General features: G+C 42.5%; 20 protein-coding genes and 1 riboswitch. Of the genes, 12 read left to right on the top strand and 8 right to left on the bottom strand.

What is annotated here, in order from left to right; genetic code table 11:
* Nucleotides 1-49 precede the first annotated feature (49 nt).
* The 5 genes from VME0621_RS07740 to VME0621_RS07725 all read left to right on the top strand — a co-directional run bounded on the left by VME0621_RS07740 (nucleotide 50) and on the right by VME0621_RS07725 (nucleotide 2,301).
* Entirely contained in the window at nucleotides 50-250 is a 201-nt protein-coding gene (locus VME0621_RS07740; protein WP_031493849.1) for a hypothetical protein, read from the top strand.
* The gene (locus VME0621_RS26570) at nucleotides 243-401 is read left to right on the top strand and encodes a hypothetical protein (RefSeq protein WP_167542850.1); all 159 of its coding nucleotides are present in this window, start codon (nucleotides 243-245) and stop codon (nucleotides 399-401) included. The genes VME0621_RS07740 and VME0621_RS26570 overlap by 8 nt, the downstream gene beginning before the upstream one ends.
* Nucleotides 402-578: 177 nt before the next feature.
* Nucleotides 579-995, top strand: a complete 417-nt coding sequence (locus tag VME0621_RS07735; protein ID WP_062463831.1) for a hypothetical protein — start codon at nucleotides 579-581, stop codon at nucleotides 993-995.
* A complete protein-coding gene (locus VME0621_RS07730; RefSeq protein ID WP_062463833.1) occupies nucleotides 974-1,378 on the top strand; it encodes a hypothetical protein in 405 nt (134 codons plus the stop codon). Before VME0621_RS07735 ends, VME0621_RS07730 begins: the two co-directional genes overlap by 22 nt.
* Before the next feature lie 68 nt (nucleotides 1,379-1,446).
* Nucleotides 1,447-2,301: a DUF6236 family protein gene (locus tag VME0621_RS07725; RefSeq protein ID WP_062463835.1), complete on the top strand. Its 855-nt coding sequence runs from the start codon at nucleotides 1,447-1,449 to the stop codon at nucleotides 2,299-2,301.
* 197 nt (nucleotides 2,302-2,498) lie between these two features.
* Here the strand turns inward: VME0621_RS07725 and cspD are convergent, their stop codons facing one another.
* Complete coding sequence (cspD, locus tag VME0621_RS07720) at nucleotides 2,499-2,720, bottom strand: cold shock domain-containing protein CspD (protein WP_006075342.1); 222 nt, start codon at nucleotides 2,718-2,720, stop codon at nucleotides 2,499-2,501.
* Nucleotides 2,721-3,283: 563 nt separating this feature from the next.
* On the opposite strand from cspD, the gene clpS reads away from it, so the two are divergent.
* Together clpS and clpA are read left to right on the top strand one after the other, a co-directional pair.
* Nucleotides 3,284-3,604: an ATP-dependent Clp protease adapter ClpS gene (gene clpS, locus VME0621_RS07715; RefSeq protein ID WP_031494481.1), complete on the top strand. Its 321-nt coding sequence runs from the start codon at nucleotides 3,284-3,286 to the stop codon at nucleotides 3,602-3,604.
* 41 nt (nucleotides 3,605-3,645) lie between these two features.
* Nucleotides 3,646-5,928, top strand: a complete 2,283-nt coding sequence (clpA, locus tag VME0621_RS07710) for an ATP-dependent Clp protease ATP-binding subunit ClpA (protein ID WP_006075346.1) — start codon at nucleotides 3,646-3,648, stop codon at nucleotides 5,926-5,928.
* Nucleotides 5,929-6,013: 85 nt separating this feature from the next.
* Here clpA and infA read toward each other — a convergent pair whose 3' ends face one another.
* The 3 genes from infA to aat all read right to left on the bottom strand — a co-directional run bounded on the left by infA (nucleotide 6,014) and on the right by aat (nucleotide 7,736).
* Nucleotides 6,014-6,232: a translation initiation factor IF-1 gene (infA, locus tag VME0621_RS07705; protein WP_006075347.1), complete on the bottom strand. Its 219-nt coding sequence runs from the start codon at nucleotides 6,230-6,232 to the stop codon at nucleotides 6,014-6,016.
* Nucleotides 6,233-6,312: 80 nt separating this feature from the next.
* Nucleotides 6,313-7,011, bottom strand: coding sequence for an arginyltransferase (locus VME0621_RS07700; protein WP_062457048.1), 699 nt, complete (start codon nucleotides 7,009-7,011; stop codon nucleotides 6,313-6,315).
* Nucleotides 7,011-7,736, bottom strand: coding sequence for a leucyl/phenylalanyl-tRNA--protein transferase (gene aat / locus VME0621_RS07695; protein WP_062457055.1), 726 nt, complete (start codon nucleotides 7,734-7,736; stop codon nucleotides 7,011-7,013). The genes VME0621_RS07700 and aat overlap by 1 nt, the downstream gene beginning before the upstream one ends.
* A 227-nt stretch (nucleotides 7,737-7,963) precedes the next feature.
* Between aat and aroA the strand changes: the two genes are divergently transcribed.
* Entirely contained in the window at nucleotides 7,964-9,244 is a 1,281-nt protein-coding gene (aroA, locus tag VME0621_RS07690) for a 3-phosphoshikimate 1-carboxyvinyltransferase (protein WP_062457058.1), read from the top strand.
* A gap of 40 nt (nucleotides 9,245-9,284) precedes the next feature.
* Here aroA and VME0621_RS07685 read toward each other — a convergent pair whose 3' ends face one another.
* Nucleotides 9,285-9,533 carry a YciN family protein gene (locus VME0621_RS07685; protein WP_031494484.1) on the bottom strand — a complete coding sequence of 83 codons (249 nt, stop codon included), beginning with the start codon at nucleotides 9,531-9,533 and terminating at the stop codon, nucleotides 9,285-9,287.
* Between the two features lie 332 nt (nucleotides 9,534-9,865).
* Between VME0621_RS07685 and topA the strand changes: the two genes are divergently transcribed.
* The 4 genes from topA to VME0621_RS07665 all read left to right on the top strand — a co-directional run bounded on the left by topA (nucleotide 9,866) and on the right by VME0621_RS07665 (nucleotide 16,675).
* Complete coding sequence (topA, locus tag VME0621_RS07680; protein WP_038229594.1) at nucleotides 9,866-12,493, top strand: type I DNA topoisomerase; 2,628 nt, start codon at nucleotides 9,866-9,868, stop codon at nucleotides 12,491-12,493.
* 537 nt (nucleotides 12,494-13,030) lie between these two features.
* Entirely contained in the window at nucleotides 13,031-14,248 is a 1,218-nt protein-coding gene (gene glgC, locus VME0621_RS07675) for a glucose-1-phosphate adenylyltransferase (protein WP_062457062.1), read from the top strand.
* A 1-nt stretch (nucleotide 14,249) separates the two neighbouring features.
* Nucleotides 14,250-15,713, top strand: coding sequence for a glycogen synthase GlgA (gene glgA / locus VME0621_RS07670; protein WP_062457065.1), 1,464 nt, complete (start codon nucleotides 14,250-14,252; stop codon nucleotides 15,711-15,713).
* A 161-nt stretch (nucleotides 15,714-15,874) separates the two neighbouring features.
* The gene (locus VME0621_RS07665; RefSeq protein ID WP_006074947.1) at nucleotides 15,875-16,675 is read left to right on the top strand and encodes an alpha/beta fold hydrolase; all 801 of its coding nucleotides are present in this window, start codon (nucleotides 15,875-15,877) and stop codon (nucleotides 16,673-16,675) included.
* Here the strand turns inward: VME0621_RS07665 and VME0621_RS07660 are convergent.
* The 3 genes from VME0621_RS07660 to VME0621_RS07650 all read right to left on the bottom strand — a co-directional run bounded on the left by VME0621_RS07660 (nucleotide 16,653) and on the right by VME0621_RS07650 (nucleotide 18,381).
* On the bottom strand, nucleotides 16,653-16,988 hold the full coding sequence (locus VME0621_RS07660; RefSeq protein WP_062457068.1) for a putative signal transducing protein: 336 nt from the start codon (nucleotides 16,986-16,988) through the stop codon (nucleotides 16,653-16,655). The two genes, VME0621_RS07665 and VME0621_RS07660, sit on opposite strands and share 23 nt — an antisense overlap.
* The gene (locus tag VME0621_RS07655) at nucleotides 16,988-17,671 is read right to left on the bottom strand and encodes a TVP38/TMEM64 family protein (protein ID WP_062457071.1); all 684 of its coding nucleotides are present in this window, start codon (nucleotides 17,669-17,671) and stop codon (nucleotides 16,988-16,990) included. The genes VME0621_RS07660 and VME0621_RS07655 overlap by 1 nt, the downstream gene beginning before the upstream one ends.
* 119 nt (nucleotides 17,672-17,790) lie before the next feature.
* Nucleotides 17,791-18,381 (bottom strand): TfoX/Sxy family DNA transformation protein, encoded by a 591-nt coding sequence (locus VME0621_RS07650; protein ID WP_006074950.1) that lies wholly within the window; start codon nucleotides 18,379-18,381, stop codon nucleotides 17,791-17,793.
* Between the two features lie 115 nt (nucleotides 18,382-18,496).
* Nucleotides 18,497-18,584, bottom strand: a riboswitch (cyclic di-GMP riboswitch).
* Nucleotides 18,585-18,606 lie beyond the last annotated feature (22 nt).

Here is an 18,606-nt window from a genome sequence, read left to right as displayed (position 1 = left end):
TTATCAGCGCTTATATCTGGAAGCGCATCAACGGCTAGGAGCTAACCTCATGAAAATAGATTTGAAACAACCATCAACTAAGAAAGGGCTCGCGCTTGTGGGCGCGGGTATCGCATTGGCAACCGGACACCCTGAACTGCTTACGGCAAGTGTGACGCCAGAAGGTGTGCAAATGGGTGGTTTGATTGGTGTGGCTGCACCTATATTGCTTGGATTATGGGAAGCGATTCGAGATGAATTTAATGGCTGAGTACCAGACGGTTATTGTTGCGGCTGTAAGTGCACTTTCTAGTGGTCTTGGGGTTGGAGTTGCGCTCAAAACAGACGTTAAATGGTTGCGGCTCATGATGGAAAAAATGGATGAGCGTTTGACTCGGCTTGAAAATAAAAGCACACATTAAGCTTTCATTAAAAGATTTTATGATTTCACTTACCTTAGGCAAGATAAACAACTATTCAATATGTTATATTACTTGGGTTGCATACCTGTTACTTGTTCTATACGAATAGGCGTTAAGGGGAGCTCTTATGGTATGTTGCTATAAAATCGCAGATAATTAAGTCATGGAACCTAAATAATGAACAAGCAAGATTTTGAGAGCTTGGTGGATATTAGGCTCGCTGAAGCTAAGTTGTTACTTGATGGTGGTTGCTTTCAAGGGGCATACTATTTAGCAGGATATGCTCTTGAAGCCGCCCTGAAAGCCAAAATTTGTCGAGAAGTACGTGAAAACGATTTTCCAGATAAAAAGCTAGCAAATGCGTGTCATACTCACAACTTAAGGGATTTGATTGGTGTTGCTGGATTAAAGCAGAAACTAGTTGAGAAAGAGAATGAAGATGAAGAGTTCAAACTGAACTGGGCAGTTGCAAAAGACTGGTCAGAAATAACGCGATATGAAACACATATAGATCAGTTTAAAGCGTCTGATCTTTATGAAGCAATCACAAGTGAAGAATCAGGTGTGTTGAGATGGTTAAAGAATTACTGGTAAGTGAAACACTTTCTGATGCGATGATTGATTCTGGAGCTCAGTTAGTTAGAAAAATGGATGAGAATGATGCGGCTCTCACGTCTGCTTTTTGGTTTTACCTAGCTGAAGAACATCTATGGAAGTTGATTTTTGTGTCTAAGAAAGTCGCAGAAGAGGGACCGCGAAAGTACTATAAGCGGATTGTCGACGCTAACAAATTATTGTCAAAAGACTACGCCAAGATATCAATTAGTGACATTGGCGTATCTACAATTGAAAATCCGATTGTTCAACTTTTATCGATGATGATTAAAACAGATAACTCAATCAATGGTATTCGGTTTTCAAAAAATACGATAAATGGTCATTTTATTGATGATGTTTATATATACCGTATGCAGTAAGTAAGCTCTTACCTTACTTCCTAACGCTAGTTGTGTTTTGTAGACCTTAATGGATATCCGGAGGCGAAGTGGAAAGAGGAATAGTAGTTACTCCTAACTACGATATCTTAAATGGTGGTCATGGTATACAAATCCATGGACCTGTGGAGCCTATAAATTTGAGAAAGTACGTATTGTTTTGGGACAAAATTGATTATCCAACAAACAATATGATTCATATAGGAGCCTGCAACGATATAGAGTTTCTAATTCAAGAAGGTGTTGCAAAATCATCTTCAGTTCGTTTCCGAGAGCTAAGAGGTGACCAAAACGGGTTGATTTTTTTAGCAACGCAAATGTCAGCGTATGAAGACAATAATAAAAACCCTGAACAAGAGTGGAGTATAGCCCAGCCTACTCAACAACTATTGATACCCCAAAGCTATGCTAAGACACAAGGGTGCTTAGAATTTGAGTTGTACAATGCTATTCAAATCCCAACGGGAGATGTACCACTGGCAGAAGTCTACGAGTTCAAGAAGCGAAGGAATGATGAACTATTAGCTTTGAGGGATTCGATGGATGCGATTGTTGACTCTGTTTTAAGTTCGCAAGATATACCGAAACGAAAAAGTAAAGCAATAAATAAGTTGCATAGAGATTTGAATGACTATAATCGTGTGCTGAAAGAAACTAAGTTCGAGAGAGTAAAACGTTCACTTACCGCCGTAGCTACTGACCCTTGGTTTGGTGTAGCTAATGCAGGTGTCTTAGTGAAGGATTATTTACCTGAGAACTATCAACCATATGTGCAAACTCTGAATGTTGCAGCTTTAGGAGGATGTGCGATTAAGTTTGCATACAAAGAGTTGAACGTAGGTAAATCAGTGCCTGAACGCTTCAAGCACTTTGCTTATTTATCATCGATGAACAGAGAACTTTAGTAAGGCGACTTTAAGTGTTGTAGATGTTTAGAGCGGTGGACGTTTTGTGGACAGACTAAAGCCTTGGGAATTGTTATTTTTGCTCAATAGATTGATTTTAAAGAAGATAGCACAAAGTTGAAATCAATTAAAAAACCACCGAAAGGTGGTTTTTTTAATAGGTCGTGTCTTCTGTAATGGGTGATTGTTTTGTGAAACTACTTCGCTATGTCACCTTCGACAGGCGTAACTGAGCTAGCGTGATAGCCCTTTGGCCCTTCTTCTACTTCGTAATTCACTTGTTGACCCGCTTTCAGAGTACGGTAGCCATCCATCTTAATCGTGGAGTAGTGTGCGAAAATGTCACCATCTTCGCCTTCTGGACAAATAAACCCAAATCCTTTGGCGTTGTTAAACCATTTTACTGTACCTGTAGCCATGCTATACATCCCTCATGCATTTTTTGTTACTGAAGTCGCTTTGAAGACACTGACCAATCGTGTTTGCTTCTTCTTTGCTGTGATTCAAACTAACTAGCCACAACCTAAGTCGTGGCTCTATACCACATTCATCCGTTTTGAATGTGTTTTTTGTTGTAAGGGTATTCTTACTCTGTGGGGAATACCGATGCAAAACTTGTTAAATTTTAGTCACTAATTAACCACTGTAGTCAAACATTGAGCGGAGTCAATAGGAAAGTCGTATAAATAACCACATATTCTATACATATGCGCTTTAGTTTTAACAAAAGTGTAAAATCTATCTTCTGTTTGCATGAGCTTCATGTATTCTATTTATGAGGGAGGCGAAAGTTTTTTCAACTTGGCTCATATGTGACACACACTAATAGCATTGTTTTGTTTGCAGCGATACAATTGGTGCATTAGTCTCTTAAATAGAGATGTTTTTTGAGTGTTGGGTCTTAGGTGTTTCTAGCGAAGCTTTGAGCATTGAAATTCAGCACAGTGTTTTGAAATTAAAAGAAAACTCTCAACATTTGGCCATGAGTAAAAATTTTGAATGGGTGACTCCAGACTCAGACTTACTGGAGAAAGAAAAAACTAAGGTTGAGCCGCCGGCAATGTACAACGTTGTGTTAAACAATGATGACTATACGCCGATGGACTTTGTAGTAGAAATCTTGGAACGCTTTTTTTCACTCAACGAAGATAAAGCGACTCAAGTGATGTTAGCGGTGCATTATGAAGGTAAAGCTGTCTGTGGCACCTACACATCTGAAGTCGCGGAAACGAAAGTTGCTCAAGTGACCATGTATTCAAGGGAAAATGAACACCCACTTTTGTGTACCATGGAAAAAGCCTAATTTTCGCATGAATGACGTTTGTCATTCCTTAGGAGGTACTTATGCTTAATAAAGAATTAGAATCGAGTCTGAACGGCGCATTTGCTCGTGCACGTGACAAAAGACATGAATTCATGACCGTAGAGCATCTCCTTTTAGCTTTGTTGGAAAATGACTCGGCTAAAGAGGCACTAACTGCTTGTAACGCAAATTTAGAGAATCTGCGTAATGAGCTCGACATTTTCATTGATCAAACAACTCCTCTTATCCCTGATGCCGACGACACGCGAGAAACACAACCTACTTTAAGTTTCCAACGTGTTCTTCAACGCGCCGTATTCCATGTACAGTCTTCTGGGCGCAGTGAAGTAACAGGCGCTAACGTCTTAGTAGCGATTTTTAGTGAACAAGAATCACATGCTGCTTACCTTCTTAAGAAAAATGACATTAGCCGTTTAGATATCGTTAATTTTATTTCTCACGGCATCACCAAAAACATCGGTCCAACTGGTGACGAACCATCGAGTGGCTCACTTGGTGGTGGTAGTGAGAACATTGAAGAAGCCAACGGTGAAGATCGTCTTGAAAGCTTTGCAACGAATCTGAACCAAGTGGCGAAAGCAGGCAACATAGACCCTCTTATTGGCCGTGATAAAGAGCTTGAGCGTACGATTCAAGTGCTATGTCGCCGTCGTAAGAACAACCCATTATTGGTGGGTGAGGCCGGTGTTGGTAAAACTGCTATCGCTGAAGGTTTGGCATGGAGAATCGTTGAAGGCCAAGTGCCAGATGTTATCCAAAACAGTGTTATTTACTCTCTCGATATCGGCTCGCTACTTGCGGGTACTAAATACCGTGGTGACTTCGAGAAACGCTTCAAAGCAATTCTCAAGCAACTGGAAAAAGAAGATGACGCCATTCTATTCATTGATGAGATCCATACAATTATCGGTGCGGGTGCGGCTTCTGGTGGACAAGTAGACGCAGCAAACCTTATTAAACCTCTTCTAAGCAGCGGCAAACTGCGCTGTATTGGCTCTACAACTTACCAAGAATACAGCAACATTTTTGATAAAGAGCGTGCACTATCACGTCGATTCCAGAAAATTGATGTAGTGGAACCCTCTTTAGATGATACGACTAAGATCTTGATGGGTCTTAAGCCAAAATATGAAGAGCACCATGAGGTTCGTTACACTAACAAAGCGTTGCGTGCTGCCGTTGAATTGTCAGCGAAGTACATCAACGAGCGCCATTTACCTGATAAGGCTATTGACGTTATCGATGAGGCGGGCGCTCGCAGTCGTTTGGTTCCGGTAAGCCGTCGTAAGAAAACGGTTGGTGTGGCAGATATCGAAGCGATGGTTGCCAAGATGGCGCGCATTCCAGAAAAGTCTGTATCTTCTTCAGACAAGGATATTCTTCAAAACCTTGATGACAAGATGAAGATGCTGGTCTTTGGTCAAGACAAAGCCATTGACGTGCTTTGTGAAGCAATCAAGATGACTCGCGCTGGATTAGGTAATGATGATAGACCTGTTGGCTCATTCTTGTTTGCTGGCCCAACTGGGGTTGGTAAAACAGAAGTGACCGTTCAATTGTCTAAGCTATTGGGTATCGAACTGCTTCGTTTCGACATGTCGGAGTATGGTGAACGTCACTCAGTAAGCCGTTTAATCGGTGCTCCTCCAGGTTATGTGGGCTACGATCAAGGTGGTTTGCTAACCGACGCGGTTATCAAGCATCCGCACTCTGTAGTATTACTGGATGAGATTGAGAAGGCGCACCCTGATATCTTCAACTTGCTACTGCAAGTCATGGATAACGGTACGCTAACGGATAACAATGGCCGAAAAGCTGACTTCCGCAATGTGATTTTGGTAATGACGAGTAACGCAGGTGTTGCTGAGACTGAGAAGAAATCTATTGGTCTGATTCAACAAGATCACAAGCCAGACGCTATGGGTGCCATTAAACGTGTGTTCACTCCGGAGTTCCGCAACCGCCTTGATGGTATCATCTGGTTCAACAGCCTAGATGACACGGTTATACATCAAGTGGTTGATAAGTTTATTGTCGAGCTTCAAGCGCAGTTGGATTCTCGAGGCGTTTCGTTAGAAGTGTCAGATGATGCCCGCGATTGGCTTGCGATTAAGGGTTACGACAAGACAATGGGTGCAAGACCTATGGGTCGTGTTATCCAAGATAAGCTTAAGAAGCCACTGGCGAATGAACTCTTATTTGGTTCGTTGGTTGATGGCGGAACAGTGAAAGTGTCCCTTAAAGACGATGATTTAGCGTTTGAGTATGTAGGCGCTAAGGAAGAAGCAGAAGCGCATCACTAGCGCTTCTTCATCTGAATCGTTAGTGAGTCGATAACAAAAAACGGAGCCTAAGCTCCGTTTTTTTGTGTTCGGTTAAACGTTGAGATTAACGAGCACGGAAGACGATGCGGCCTTTAGTTAGGTCGTATGGAGTCATCTCTACAGTTACTTTGTCACCAGTAAGGATACGGATGTAGTTTTTACGCATCTTACCAGAGATGTGCGCAGTAACTACGTGACCGTTTTCTAGTTCAACACGGAACATTGTGTTTGGCAGAGTATCAAGGACTGTACCTTGCATCTCAATTACGTCTTCTTTAGCCATTTAATCCTCTTTCGAAATGCGGCGTTTTAACGGCAGGCATTGTGCCGTTAAAATCTTAATAAGTAAAGTTGCGGTGTATTCTACCCTCGCCATCGCTGATTTACTAGCCTTTGATGACGTTGGAACCGTGTTTTGTAGTTCATTGCTGAACAATCATCGATTTGGTAGCCCAAATAGAGCCATTGTTTGTTATATCGTTGGCAGTATTCGATTTGACACAAAACAGCGTATGTGCCGAGAGACAACGTGTAGTCAGGGTCGAAGAAGGTGTAAAAAGCACTGGCGCTATCAGAGAGAATATCGGTGATGGCGATCCCTATCAGCTTATCATCGTCAAAGATGTGCAGATAGTGCATGGTCATCCATGAACACTGTGCAAACTCAAAAAATTCTTGTTGTCTTGGTGGATACATACTGCCTGTTGAATGACGTTTCTCAATATATCGAGAGTAAAGGTCAAACCATTCTTCATCTAATGTTGGTCTGATCTCCCAGCGAAATGATTTGGTTTTGGCTAGCAGACGTTTCTGGCTCTTAGATAACTTAAAATCATCGATAGCTACTCTGAGCGCATGACAGGCACTGCAATGGTCACATTGAGGCTTATAAATGGCGTCACCACTTCTTCTAAAGCCATTAGCTAATAACATTTCGTATTGATTGGCTTCATGCAGTTCTTTTTCCAAAACTATAGCGACTCGCTCTTGTTGAGCAGGCAAGTAACTACAAGCTTGTTTGCGACTCAGACCAATTCGGATCTGTTGGACAGCCATGTTCATCAACTCATCTCCTGTTGTATAGGAAATGATAGCTCTTGTTGAGAAAAACAGGAATCTTGTACGGTTTGTTCACGTAAATTATGCAAAGCCGCTATAAACTGTTCACGGGTCAGTTCTTGTGCTCCTAGTGAGTTCAAGTGCGGGTTCATAACTTGGCAGTCGATGAGTTTGCCTCCATGGTTTTTAAAGTGATGACAAAAGTACCAAAGAGCAATCTTGGAAGCATTAGTTTCCAGAGAAAACATCGATTCGCCACAAAAGACTTGGCCAATGGAAAGTCCGTAAAGGCCGCCGACTAGGGCATTATGGTTCCAAACTTCGACGGAATGACAGTGGCCTTTTTTTGCTAACTCTCCATACGCAGAACGCATATCCTCATTTAACCAAGTTTCTTCGATAGGACGTGTACTTGCGCAATATTCAATGACTTGCGATGTACATGTATTCATCGTGACTCGATAATTTGTTTTGCGCTGAAATTTACGCAGGCTTTTTGATGGACGGAAAAGAGATGGATCAAATACGGCTCTCGGGGCTGGACTCCACCATAGCAGTGGTTCATTTGGACCAAACCAAGGGAAAACGCCATGTTGATAGGCAGACAGCAGTCGTTGTGGGTTAAGATCACCGCCAAACGCTAGTAAGCCATTTGGCTCATCAAGCGCTTCGAAAGGAGAGGGGAATGTAAAGTCATTGCTGTCTAGTTCTGTCAGGTAGATCGTCATAGTGCTGTAATGTTGCGTTCCTTTCTATTAATTATAAGCAATACCGACTCATTTATTAATTTTCATTAGTACTAGTTGGCTAGTACTAAGTGTCGAGATATTGACCATCTAGAGGTGTATTAGCTCTGGTGTTTACCTTGTATTTTAGTTACGCTGCAACTACCAAAAATTATTTAAGACGCTTCATTACAAGGACTGAAGTGTCTACAAAGGATTAGATTCAACTAATGGAAAGCTTAACACTCCAACCCATCCAAAAAGTATCCGGAACGGTTAACCTTCCAGGTTCAAAAAGTGTCTCGAATCGTGCTTTATTGCTTGCTGCGTTGGCAGAAGGTACGACCACACTTACCAATCTTCTAGATAGTGATGATATTCGTCATATGCTCAACGCCCTCACCAGTTTGGGTGTCGAGTATCAGTTATCCGAAGACAAAACTCAATGCATCGTTAAAGGTTTAGGTCAACCATTCAGTGTCTCGGAACCAAAAGAACTATTTCTTGGCAATGCAGGTACCGCGATGCGTCCTCTAGCAGCTGCGCTTTGCCTTGGTGAAGGCGAATATGTTCTTACTGGCGAACCAAGGATGAAGGAAAGACCCATTGGTCACTTGGTTGATGCGCTTAAGCAAGCTGGTGCGGACGTCGAATATCTAGAAGCAGAAAACTATCCGCCTCTAAAGATCGTTGGTACCGGTTTGACAGGTGGACTGGTCAAAATTGATGGTTCCATTTCCAGTCAGTTTTTAACAGCATTCTTGATGTCTGCACCATTGGCAAAGGCTGATGTCACCATCGAAATTGTCGGTGAATTGGTATCAAAACCATATATCGATATTACGCTGCATATAATGGAGCAGTTTGGTGTTAAAGTTGAAAATCGTGACTATCAACAGTTTATTATTAAGTGTGGTCAACAATACCAGTCTCCAGGCCAGTTTTTGGTAGAAGGGGATGCGTCTTCAGCCTCCTATTTCCTTGCTGCTGCTGCCATCAAGGGCGGTGAGATAAAGGTGACGGGTATTGGTAAGAACAGTATTCAGGGTGATATTCGATTTGCCGACGCGCTAGAAAAAATGGGCGCAGAGATTGAATGGGGTGATGACTACATTCTGTGTCGTAAAGGTGAATTAGTGGGTATTGATATGGACTATAATCATATCCCTGATGCTGCCATGACTATTGCTACGACGGCACTCTTTGCAAAGGGCACAACGGCAATTCGTAACGTATACAACTGGCGAGTAAAAGAAACAGATCGTCTTGCGGCTATGGCTACCGAATTGAGAAAAGTAGGTGCCACAGTAGAAGAAGGTGAAGACTATATTACCGTCGAGCCAACGGATGCCCTAAAACATGCTGCGATTGACACGTATGATGATCACCGAATGGCAATGTGTTTCTCTCTCGTTGCGTTGAGTGACACACCAGTGACGATCAACGATCCTAAGTGTACGTCAAAAACGTTCCCTGACTACTTTGATAAATTGGCAGATTTAAGCCAGTAACATATTGAACAATAACGCCCCTGAATCGGGGCGTTATTATTTAGTTCTGTAGAGTAAACTCTTTCGAAAGGTGGTGTGCAAGGTATTTAAACATATTAAATACCGCCGTTGTTTTCTCGGTTGGTAGCCCTTTATCATCGAGGAAGTAGTTACCTTTGAAAACTAGGACACCGTCTTTTTCTTCGACGCTGTCTGCACGCATTCCTTCAATGAAATCATCATGTTCCTGAATGATTTGGTTGGCGATGAGCAACAAATCAAACTCTGTGATGGCGGTTTTCTGTGACATATTGATGTCCTCTATATAAAACATTACCGCGTAGTGTATGAGTGCCAACACATTTTGCAAGGACAAATATCTCGGCTATAGTTAGCAGCAATTTGTGATAAGCAACAAATTTTGGTGAATGTTGCTAGGCAACAATCATAAATGGCGTTTAATATTGCGCCATTTTTCAAGCGATGAGTTCTATTTGATCGGACATTTGTCGAGCAATCAGAATCTAATTGCAAAAAAACTGGTTGATCTTCTTTTGTTCTCGCTCAATAGTAAAAAGAAGCATAAATTTCGAACATCGTGCGATTAAATGTCGCAATGTGATATAGGACGTTAGTGTCATTATGGGAAAGTCACTGGTTATAGTGGAGTCACCCGCTAAGGCTAAAACCATTAACAAATACCTCGGTAAAGACTTTATCGTGAAGTCGAGTGTAGGTCACGTGCGTGACTTACCAACTGCAGGGCAAAGTACTGGTAAAAAAGCAGCAGCTGTCTCTACAAAAGGCTTAAGTGCTGAAGAAAAAGCACGTATTAAAAAAGAAAAAGACCGCAAAGCGCTAATTAAAAAAATGGGTATTAACCCATATGATGATTGGGCCGCAAACTATCAAGTATTGCCTGGCAAAGAAAAAGTAGTTGCCGAGCTACAAAAACTTGCGAAAGACGCTGACCATGTTTATCTCGCAACCGATTTGGACCGCGAAGGAGAGGCTATCGCATGGCACCTTCGTGAGATCATCGGTGGCGATGAAGAGCGATATAAACGAGTAGTATTTAACGAAATTACCAAAAACGCGATCCAACAGGCATTCCAAGATCCTGGTGAACTGAATATGGATGGCGTGAATGCACAGCAAGCACGACGTTTCTTAGACCGTGTTGTTGGTTTTATGGTGTCTCCGCTTCTTTGGAAGAAGGTCGCACGAGGCCTATCTGCTGGTCGGGTCCAGTCAGTTGCCGTTAAGCTTCTCGTAGAGCGTGAGCGTGAAATTAATGCGTTTATCCCAGAAGAATTTTGGGATATTCATGCGGATACTAAAACTTCGGATAAGACAGATTTCCGTCTACTAGTTGCTCAAAAAGCGGGCAAGGCGTTCAAACCATCTAATGAAACAGAAGCGCAAGCCGCTGTTTCTGTATTGGATAAGGCGACGTACGAAGTTTGTAAACGTGAAGACCGTCCAACTCAAAGTAAGCCATCAGCACCTTACATCACTTCTACGCTGCAGCAGGCTGCAAGTACGCGCCTAGGTTATGGTGTTAAAAAGACCATGATGTTGGCTCAAAGGCTGTATGAAGCGGGTTATATCACCTATATGCGTACCGACTCTACCAACTTGAGTGCAGAAGCCGTTGATGCAGTCCGTGGCTATATTGATAGTGAGTTTGGTGGTGCCTATCTTCCTGAAAAACCAAACTTCTACGGAAGCAAAGAAGGTGCTCAGGAAGCGCACGAAGCGATTCGTCCTTCAGACGTTAACGTGAAAGTTGATGATCTTTCAGGTATGGAAGCCGACGCTCATAAGCTATATGCACTTATCTGGAACCAGTTCGTGGCTTGTCAAATGACACCAGCGAAGTACGATTCCACAACGATCAGCGTGAAAGCTGATGAGTATACGTTGAAGGCGAAGGGTCGCATTCTTAAGTTTGATGGTTGGACTCGTGTTCAGCGTCCAATGGGCAAAAACGAAGATGCTATCCTTCCTGCAGTACAGCTGGGCGATAAGCTTGACCTTGTTGCGTTAGATCCTAAGCAACACTTTACCAAGCCACCTGCACGTTACACCGAAGCGGCTTTAGTTAAAGAGCTAGAGAAACGTGGAATTGGTCGTCCTTCTACTTATGCATCAATCATCTCAACGATTCAAGATCGTGGTTATGTAAAAGTTGACCAGCGTCGTTTCTATGCTGAGAAGATGGGTGAGATAGTGACCGATCGTCTTGATGACAGCTTTACCGATTTGATGAACTACGACTTTACTGCTCGCATGGAGCAGAAGCTCGATCAAATCGCCGAAGGTGATGCAAGCTGGAAAAATGTATTGAACGAATTCTTCGAAGAGTTCACTACTGATTTAGGCAAAGCTGAGCAAGACGAAGAGCATGGCGGTATGAAGCCAAATCATATCGTTATGACAGAAATTGAATGTCCTACATGTTCACGCCCTATGGGTATTCGTACCGCTTCAACTGGCGTATTCTTGGGCTGTTCTGGCTATGCTTTACCACCTAAAGAGCGTTGTAAAACGACGATTAACTTGGGTGATGAAGAAGGCATTATTAACGTTCTTGAAGAAGACGTCGAAACGGCAGCTCTGCGTGCTAAGAAACGTTGCCCAATTTGTGAGACGGCAATGGATGCTTATCTGATTGATGATAAGCGTAAGCTTCATGTTTGCGGTAATAACCCAAATTGTGAAGGCCATGTGGTTGAACAGGGTGAGTTTAAAGTTAAAGGTTATGATGGCCCGACGGTCGAATGTGACAAGTGTGGCTCTGAAATGGTACTTAAGAACGGCCGTTTTGGTAAGTACATGGACTGCACCAGTGAGACCTGTAAAAACACCCGTAAGATCCTTAAAAACGGTGAAATAGCACCTCCTAAGGAAGACCCAGTTCATTTCCCAGAGCTTCCTTGTGAAAACTCGGATGCTTACTTTGTACTGCGTGATGGTGCATCAGGCCTATTTATGGCTGCTAGCAACTTCCCTAAATCTCGTGAGACTCGCGCACCGCTTGTCAGTGAACTTGCGAAATACAAAGAACGTTTATCGCCGAAGTTCCACTATCTTGCGGATGCACCAACAGAAGATCCAGATGGTAGACCAACGGTAGTTCGTTTCAGTCGTAAGACGAAAGAGAATTATGTTCGTTCTGAAATCGATGGTAAACCATCGGGTTGGACTGGGCTATATGTTGATGGTAAATGGGAAATTACCGATAAGCGTAAAAAGCCTAAAAAATAATCTCTGAACTTTCTAATTAACAGCACTCATTTGAGTGCTGTTTTTTTATCCTCGCTATTAAATCCTTCATTTTGTAAATGACTGTATATATTTAGTACATTCATTATCTTTATATATCCATTGAACTGGTCATAGCAGTTTAGCTTATTGTTTTTCAGGCAGTTTTCACCAAAGTGCAGTTGAGGTGAATTGCATGTTAACAATATGTGTTGATAAGGTGATGTCGGTATGCCATTCTGTGACTAAAGACATAAGTTTTGATGCAACTGTGTTCAATGCCAAATAATGCGTCATGATGCATTGTATTCTTATTTCAAAACGATAATTTAGATAAAAACCATATTAAAAAAATGGTTGGCTCAAGGCCAATAATTAAACAACTTGGCCTAAAACCTATTTTATATACAAAATTCAACGTTTGAATGGTCGATGAAATAATCGACATTGTCATCCGTTAATAAAGAAGTCGGGTACCCCCAAATGTAATTTAACTACCCGACAATAAATGGAAAAAGCTGTAATAAAACGGAGATATCAATGGCTGGTGTATTGGGAATGATTCTTGCTGGTGGAGAAGGCTCTCGCCTACGTCCTTTAACCGAATCACGTAGCAAACCTGCGGTACCATTTGGAGGAAGCTATCGTCTGATTGACTTCGCTCTGAACAACTTTATCAATGCTGACTTAATGCGAATTTATGTCCTCACTCAATTTAAGTCTCAATCACTCTATCAACACATGCGCAAGGGTTGGAATCTGACGGGAATCACCGATCGATTCATTGACCCCATTCCTGCACAAATGCGTGATGGTAAACGTTGGTATGAAGGTACTGCGGATGCGATTTATCAAAACGTTCGTTTTATCGAGTTAGCCAATCCTGAGCATGTATGTATCTTTGGTTCTGACCATATCTATAAAATGGACATTCGTCAGATGCTAGACTTTCACAAACGCAAGGAAGCGAAACTAACCGTTTCAGCACTGCGAATGCCATTAGCGGAAGCGTCTGAATTTGGTGTGATTGAAGTTGATGAAGAAGGCAAAATGATTGGCTTTGAAGAAAAGCCACAAAACCCGAAATCAATCCCTGGTCACCCTGATATGGCGTTAGTGTCTATGGGCAACTATATCTTTGAAGCAGAAAGTCTCTGCAATGAGCTACGTATAGATGCCGAGAATACTGAGTCTAGCCATGATTTTGGTAAAGATATCATTCCTAAGATGTTCCCTGAAGGAGATGTCTATGTTTATGATTTCTCTACCAACAAAATCAGCGGTGAGAAAGACACTACTTACTGGCGTGATGTAGGTACGATCGACTCGTACTGGGCGGCTCACATGGATCTTCTTCAGGAAGATGCTCAGTTTTCGCTATACAACCGTAAATGGCCGCTTCACACTTATTATCCTCCGTTACCGCCAGCAACTTTCGTTGACGCTGAGCATCAAAAAATCAAAATTACTGACAGCTTGATTGCTGGTGGTAGTTATGTCCGTGGCTCATCAATCTATCGCTCTGTATTAGGCTTTAGAAGTAACATTGCAGCTGGTTCTGTGGTGAGTGAATCTGTTATCCTAGGTGACGTTAAGATTGGTGCTGGTTGTACAATCAAGCGCGCGATCATCGATAAGAACGTAGAAATTGCCCCTGGGACTGTGATTGGTGAAGATCTTGAATTGGATGCGAAACGTTTCCATGTCTCCCCAGGTGGCGTTGTAGTCATCAAGAAAGGGACGAAAGTTGGATTCTAAAATGCGAAACATAGATGTATGGTTTCCAGTTTCAGAAGCGCAAGGACTTGTAAAAAGTGGAGGCTTGGCAGATGTTGCCAAGGCTCTGCCTAAAGCTCTGCAAGAACTGGGTAAAAACGTAGCCATTACTTTACCCGGTTACCAGTCACTGCCTAACAAGGGTCAGTATGAGTTTGTTCTAGCTACGGAGTTAGAGCACTGGCCACATACACCGTACCAAGTTAAGAAAACGCAACTCGACGGCGTTGATGTGTTCGTGATCGAATGTGATCGATACTTCGATAGGCCTGAATTGTATGCTGAGCACAATCGAGCTTATGCTGACAATGGCGAACGATTTGGTTTCTTCGCGGCAGCGAGTCTGGATGTGTTACCGAAACTCGGTATTCGGCCTTCTATTGTTCATGCCAACGACTGGCATACTGGTTTGATCCCATTCCTGCTTAAAACACGCTACGCTGATGACGAGCGTTTTGCAGGAATGAAGTCAGTACTAACGGTTCACAACGCTATTTTTAAAGGCATCTTTTCCTACAGTCAGTTGGAAATTATTCCGGAACTTCATCTCTCTGGAATGGAATTTCTACAGTATGGTGACGGTTGGGTAAGCACACTTCGAGCGGGCATCGCCTTTGCAGATAAAATCAACGCAGTAAGCCCTAACTATGCCGCTGAACTAGTGACACCTCTAGGTTCACATGGTTTGGTAGACGATTTTGTTCATCGTTCCAAAGATCTTCATGGTATTGTTAATGGCTGTGACTACTCAGAGTGGAACCCTAAGCTTGATGGCTTTCTACCGGTCAATTACGACGACGAGTTAGAGAGTATGCTAAATGGTAAGCTCGCTGCTAAGCAGGCGCTGCAAAAGGAGCTATCGCTGCCAGAACGCAATGTTCCAATGGTTGGCATGGTATGTCGATTGACTCACCAAAAAGGTTTCCATTACATACTGCCAATATTGGATAAGTTTCTGAAAAACGATGTTCAGGTTGTCATTATCGGAACTGGTGAGCCACAAATCGCTTCCCATCTTAACGATATTGCTGAGCAGTTTTCGGATAAGTTGGCGTTTGTAGAGGCGTATAGCAACCGATTTGCCCATTTAGTGGAGGCAGGCTCAGACTTTTTCCTAATGCCTTCTGAATTTGAAGCATGTGGCCTGAACCAAATCTACAGTATGGCTTACGGTACCTTACCTATTGTACGTAAAGTTGGTGGGCTGAAAGATACGGTAATCGACTTTGATGATAGTCCACAGCAGGCAACGGGCTTTGGGTTTGATGAGCCTTGCCATGACGCGCTGTTGATTGTCTTACAGCGAGCGCTTCTGTTCTATTTGCAACACCCAGAAGAGATGCGTGAGATGCAACTTCGAGCAATGCGCAAAGACTTTAGTTGGATAGAATCTGCCAAGGAATACATCAAAATGTATAATTTGGCACTTGAAGCCTCACATTGCTAATATCATTGGAAGAGCGGCGTAATGCCGCTCTTTTATATGCACTTGTTGGCATTTTTTGACACAATTGGAAATCATTTTTTCTAAATTTCCGCGCAATTTTCTCCTGAGACGTGTAGAGTTGTGATAACTTTATTTTCGTACTACTAACCAATCCGAGAACTATGTCCGAAAGCCTACTATTTCATAAAACGTATACCCATCCTACAAGTGATGAATGGGTGGTATTTGTGCATGGGGCAGGGGGCAGCTCATCTATATGGTTTAAGCAGATACGAGCTTATCGTGAGCATTTCAACTTACTGTTCATTGATTTGCGTGGGCATGGTAAATCGAATCAGTTCTTAAAAGATATCATGGCCAACAAGTACACATTCAAAACGGTAACAATGGATATCGTTCGTGTGCTGGATCACCTTAAAATACAATCGGCCCATTTTGTCGGCATGTCTCTTGGTACCATCATAGTGCGCAATATTGCCGAACTGGCAATGCCAAGAGTACGCTCGATGGTTCTGGGTGGAGCGGTAACACGCTTTAACACACGCTCACAAATACTGGTAAAAATTGGCAACATGAGTAAGCACATAATCCCTTATATGTGGCTCTACAGCTTATTTGCGTACATTGTGATGCCTCAGAGAGGGCAGAAAGAGTCTCGCCACTTGTTTGTTAGGGAAGCTAAGAAACTGTGCCAAAACGAATTTAAGCGTTGGTATCGACTAACTACTGAAGTCAACCCACTTAATCGTTACTTCAAGGAGAGAGAACTACCGATTCCGACCCTGTACCTAATGGGTGAGAAAGACTACATGTTCATCAAGCCGGTGAAAGAAATGGTGGCTGAACATAAGTCCAGCCAACTATTAGAGATTAAAGATTGTGGTCATGTTTGTAATGTCGAGAACCCCGAAGAGTTCAATCGTCACTCAATTGCCTTTATTAAGTCGGTGACACCTCAGTAGGTGCTAACGCTTGGCAACTCCAACAGGCGCCAAACTGCGCTTCATTCACTTCATGACACCTTGGACACACCCAATCCCTTTTTTCCGAATCTGCTTTTAACTGTTCTTGCCACTCAGCGATGATAGCTCTCGCTTTAACGTGTTGTTTGTTATCGATTAGCCAGACATAAGGCAAAGTATTTTCATCAAATGGCACTTCACCTCGAAGCGTGTAAACCCCTTCACCTCTAACTTCACAAAGGATTCCTTCATTTTCCAACTGTTGTTGAACGATATGTGCTTCCGCCGGACTATTACCAATAAAAACCTTCATTATTCTTGTACCTGTGGTGAGCGAGAAATTCGCGCCATAATCCACTTAGCAATCAGTGGAAATAATCCCAATAAGGCAAATGAGGCCACAACTGCTGGGGAAACGATACCTGACAAACTGTTAATACTGGCGAGCTGTGTGCCGGCATTTAAGTAAACCGCAGTACCAGGCAACATGCCTAGCTGGCTCACTAAATAGTACTTTGACACTTTAATTGGCGTTAAGCCCATTAATAGGTTGATTAAGAAGAACGGAAATACCGGAATCAATCTTAGCGAGAACAGATAGAAAGCACCGTCTTTTTCTACACCTTTATTGATAGTTTCTAACTTTGAACCGAACTTGCTTTGAACCCAGTCACGCAATAAAAAGCGACTACTCAAAAACGCAATGGTTGCACCAATGGTACTAGCAAAAGAGACAAGAAGAAGACTGGTCCAAAAGCCAAATAAAGCAGCACCTAGTAACGTAACAACTGCAGCTCCCGGAATTGAGAATGCGGTAATGGCAATATAGGCAAAAAAGTACACTAATGTGGCAGTAACAAAATTCTGACTGATATATTCGCTGAGTGCAGCTTGCTGAGCCTGAGCATTTTCCAGTGTTAAATATTGTCCAAAATTAACACCTAGAATGATAATGACGGCGAGAAGTGCGATTCCGAGTATTAGCTTTTTGCTCATGATGCTGTCCTTGTGACGACTCTGTATTAGTTTAGTAGACAGGGCGTGGATAGATTTACTTTCATCATAAACTAAAAAAATCAGCCGTTAGGCTGATTTTTTGTATAGAGCGATAAGGGCTAGTTTATAAGACTGGCCAATTCTTCTCTTTTATTTTGCGGAATCACGGACCAGTGCGTGCCATTAATGGCACCCTCTAGCGCCCAAAGTAACTCAAGACCTACAGTATTTGAGTGAGTTCGTTGGATTGCTTTAAAAGCCTCCACAGAACCTTGCTCTTGCAGATCGTATACCGATTCAATTCCAGCTTTCTTAAGCATACGCTCAGTAGCCAGTCTTAAATTAGGTAAATCTTTGAGTCGATTGGGTTTTGTTTCCGACTGTTGCACTTTTTCTGTTTTTGCAAACTCTAAGGCAGAGCGAGCATGAGTCAAGATAACATCCTGATCTTGCCAACAGTCCTCAGGGAGTGCGAAATACTTAGTGACAACGGGGAACCCACGCTTCTTATAAACGTATGGCTTGTAGCCAAGTTGCTTAAATTTAGCGATCGTCTGACGGTTAGTTCTGATATGTAATTTGTTATTCACTGCTAATGCAAACATGGTATCGTCAATAAAGATACCAAATCCACCAAACATAGAACGAGACTTAACTCTTCCAAGCTGAGCGAACAATTGCATCGAGTTTTTTAGTATAGGATTGTCCATGCTTATTCTTTTCTCGGTGTTATTGATTGTGTCACCAAAATCAGGTCCGAGAGTATAGCAAACGGGTGTCAGCCTTCTGTTAGCGGTAAACCAAAAGAATGCTAATACCTTTGCCATCGGTAACCCCGCTACCTATCAAATAAATTTGGTTTAGGCCGGTGGCTTTGCGTCCCACCCTTTCAAGTGGTTTGCCCTGTGCGTGACATATTTAGAATAAATGAAAAT

This window comes from Vibrio mediterranei (assembly GCF_900088415.1).
GTDB lineage: Bacteria > Pseudomonadota > Gammaproteobacteria > Enterobacterales > Vibrionaceae > Vibrio > Vibrio mediterranei.
The sequence above is the reverse complement of the archived record's forward strand: the minus strand, read 5'-3'. Positions and strand labels throughout refer to the sequence as shown.

Bases quoted from the DNA above. Each gene is read 5' to 3' on its own strand.
- VME0621_RS07730 (WP_062463833.1), top strand. From the start codon at position 974: ATGGTTAAAGAATTACTGGTAAGTGAAACACTTTCTGATGCGATGATT.
- clpS (WP_031494481.1), top strand. From the start codon at position 3,284: ATGAGTAAAAATTTTGAATGGGTGACTCCAGACTCAGACTTACTGGAG.
- VME0621_RS07665 (WP_006074947.1), top strand. From the start codon at position 15,875: ATGTCCGAAAGCCTACTATTTCATAAAACGTATACCCATCCTACAAGT.
- VME0621_RS26570 (WP_167542850.1), top strand. From the start codon at position 243: ATGGCTGAGTACCAGACGGTTATTGTTGCGGCTGTAAGTGCACTTTCT.
- infA (WP_006075347.1), bottom strand. From the start codon at position 6,232: ATGGCTAAAGAAGACGTAATTGAGATGCAAGGTACAGTCCTTGATACT.
- glgA (WP_062457065.1), top strand. From the start codon at position 14,250: ATGCGAAACATAGATGTATGGTTTCCAGTTTCAGAAGCGCAAGGACTT.
- cspD (WP_006075342.1), bottom strand. From the start codon at position 2,720: ATGGCTACAGGTACAGTAAAATGGTTTAACAACGCCAAAGGATTTGGG.
- VME0621_RS07740 (WP_031493849.1), top strand. From the start codon at position 50: ATGAAAATAGATTTGAAACAACCATCAACTAAGAAAGGGCTCGCGCTT.
- aat (WP_062457055.1), bottom strand. From the start codon at position 7,736: ATGACGATCTACCTGACAGAACTAGACAGCAATGACTTTACATTCCCC.
- VME0621_RS07660 (WP_062457068.1), bottom strand. From the start codon at position 16,988: ATGAAGGTTTTTATTGGTAATAGTCCGGCGGAAGCACATATCGTTCAA.
- glgC (WP_062457062.1), top strand. From the start codon at position 13,031: ATGGCTGGTGTATTGGGAATGATTCTTGCTGGTGGAGAAGGCTCTCGC.
- aroA (WP_062457058.1), top strand. From the start codon at position 7,964: ATGGAAAGCTTAACACTCCAACCCATCCAAAAAGTATCCGGAACGGTT.
- clpA (WP_006075346.1), top strand. From the start codon at position 3,646: ATGCTTAATAAAGAATTAGAATCGAGTCTGAACGGCGCATTTGCTCGT.
- topA (WP_038229594.1), top strand. From the start codon at position 9,866: ATGGGAAAGTCACTGGTTATAGTGGAGTCACCCGCTAAGGCTAAAACC.
- VME0621_RS07685 (WP_031494484.1), bottom strand. From the start codon at position 9,533: ATGTCACAGAAAACCGCCATCACAGAGTTTGATTTGTTGCTCATCGCC.
- VME0621_RS07700 (WP_062457048.1), bottom strand. From the start codon at position 7,011: ATGAACATGGCTGTCCAACAGATCCGAATTGGTCTGAGTCGCAAACAA.
- VME0621_RS07650 (WP_006074950.1), bottom strand. From the start codon at position 18,381: ATGGACAATCCTATACTAAAAAACTCGATGCAATTGTTCGCTCAGCTT.
- VME0621_RS07735 (WP_062463831.1), top strand. From the start codon at position 579: ATGAACAAGCAAGATTTTGAGAGCTTGGTGGATATTAGGCTCGCTGAA.
- VME0621_RS07655 (WP_062457071.1), bottom strand. From the start codon at position 17,671: ATGAGCAAAAAGCTAATACTCGGAATCGCACTTCTCGCCGTCATTATC.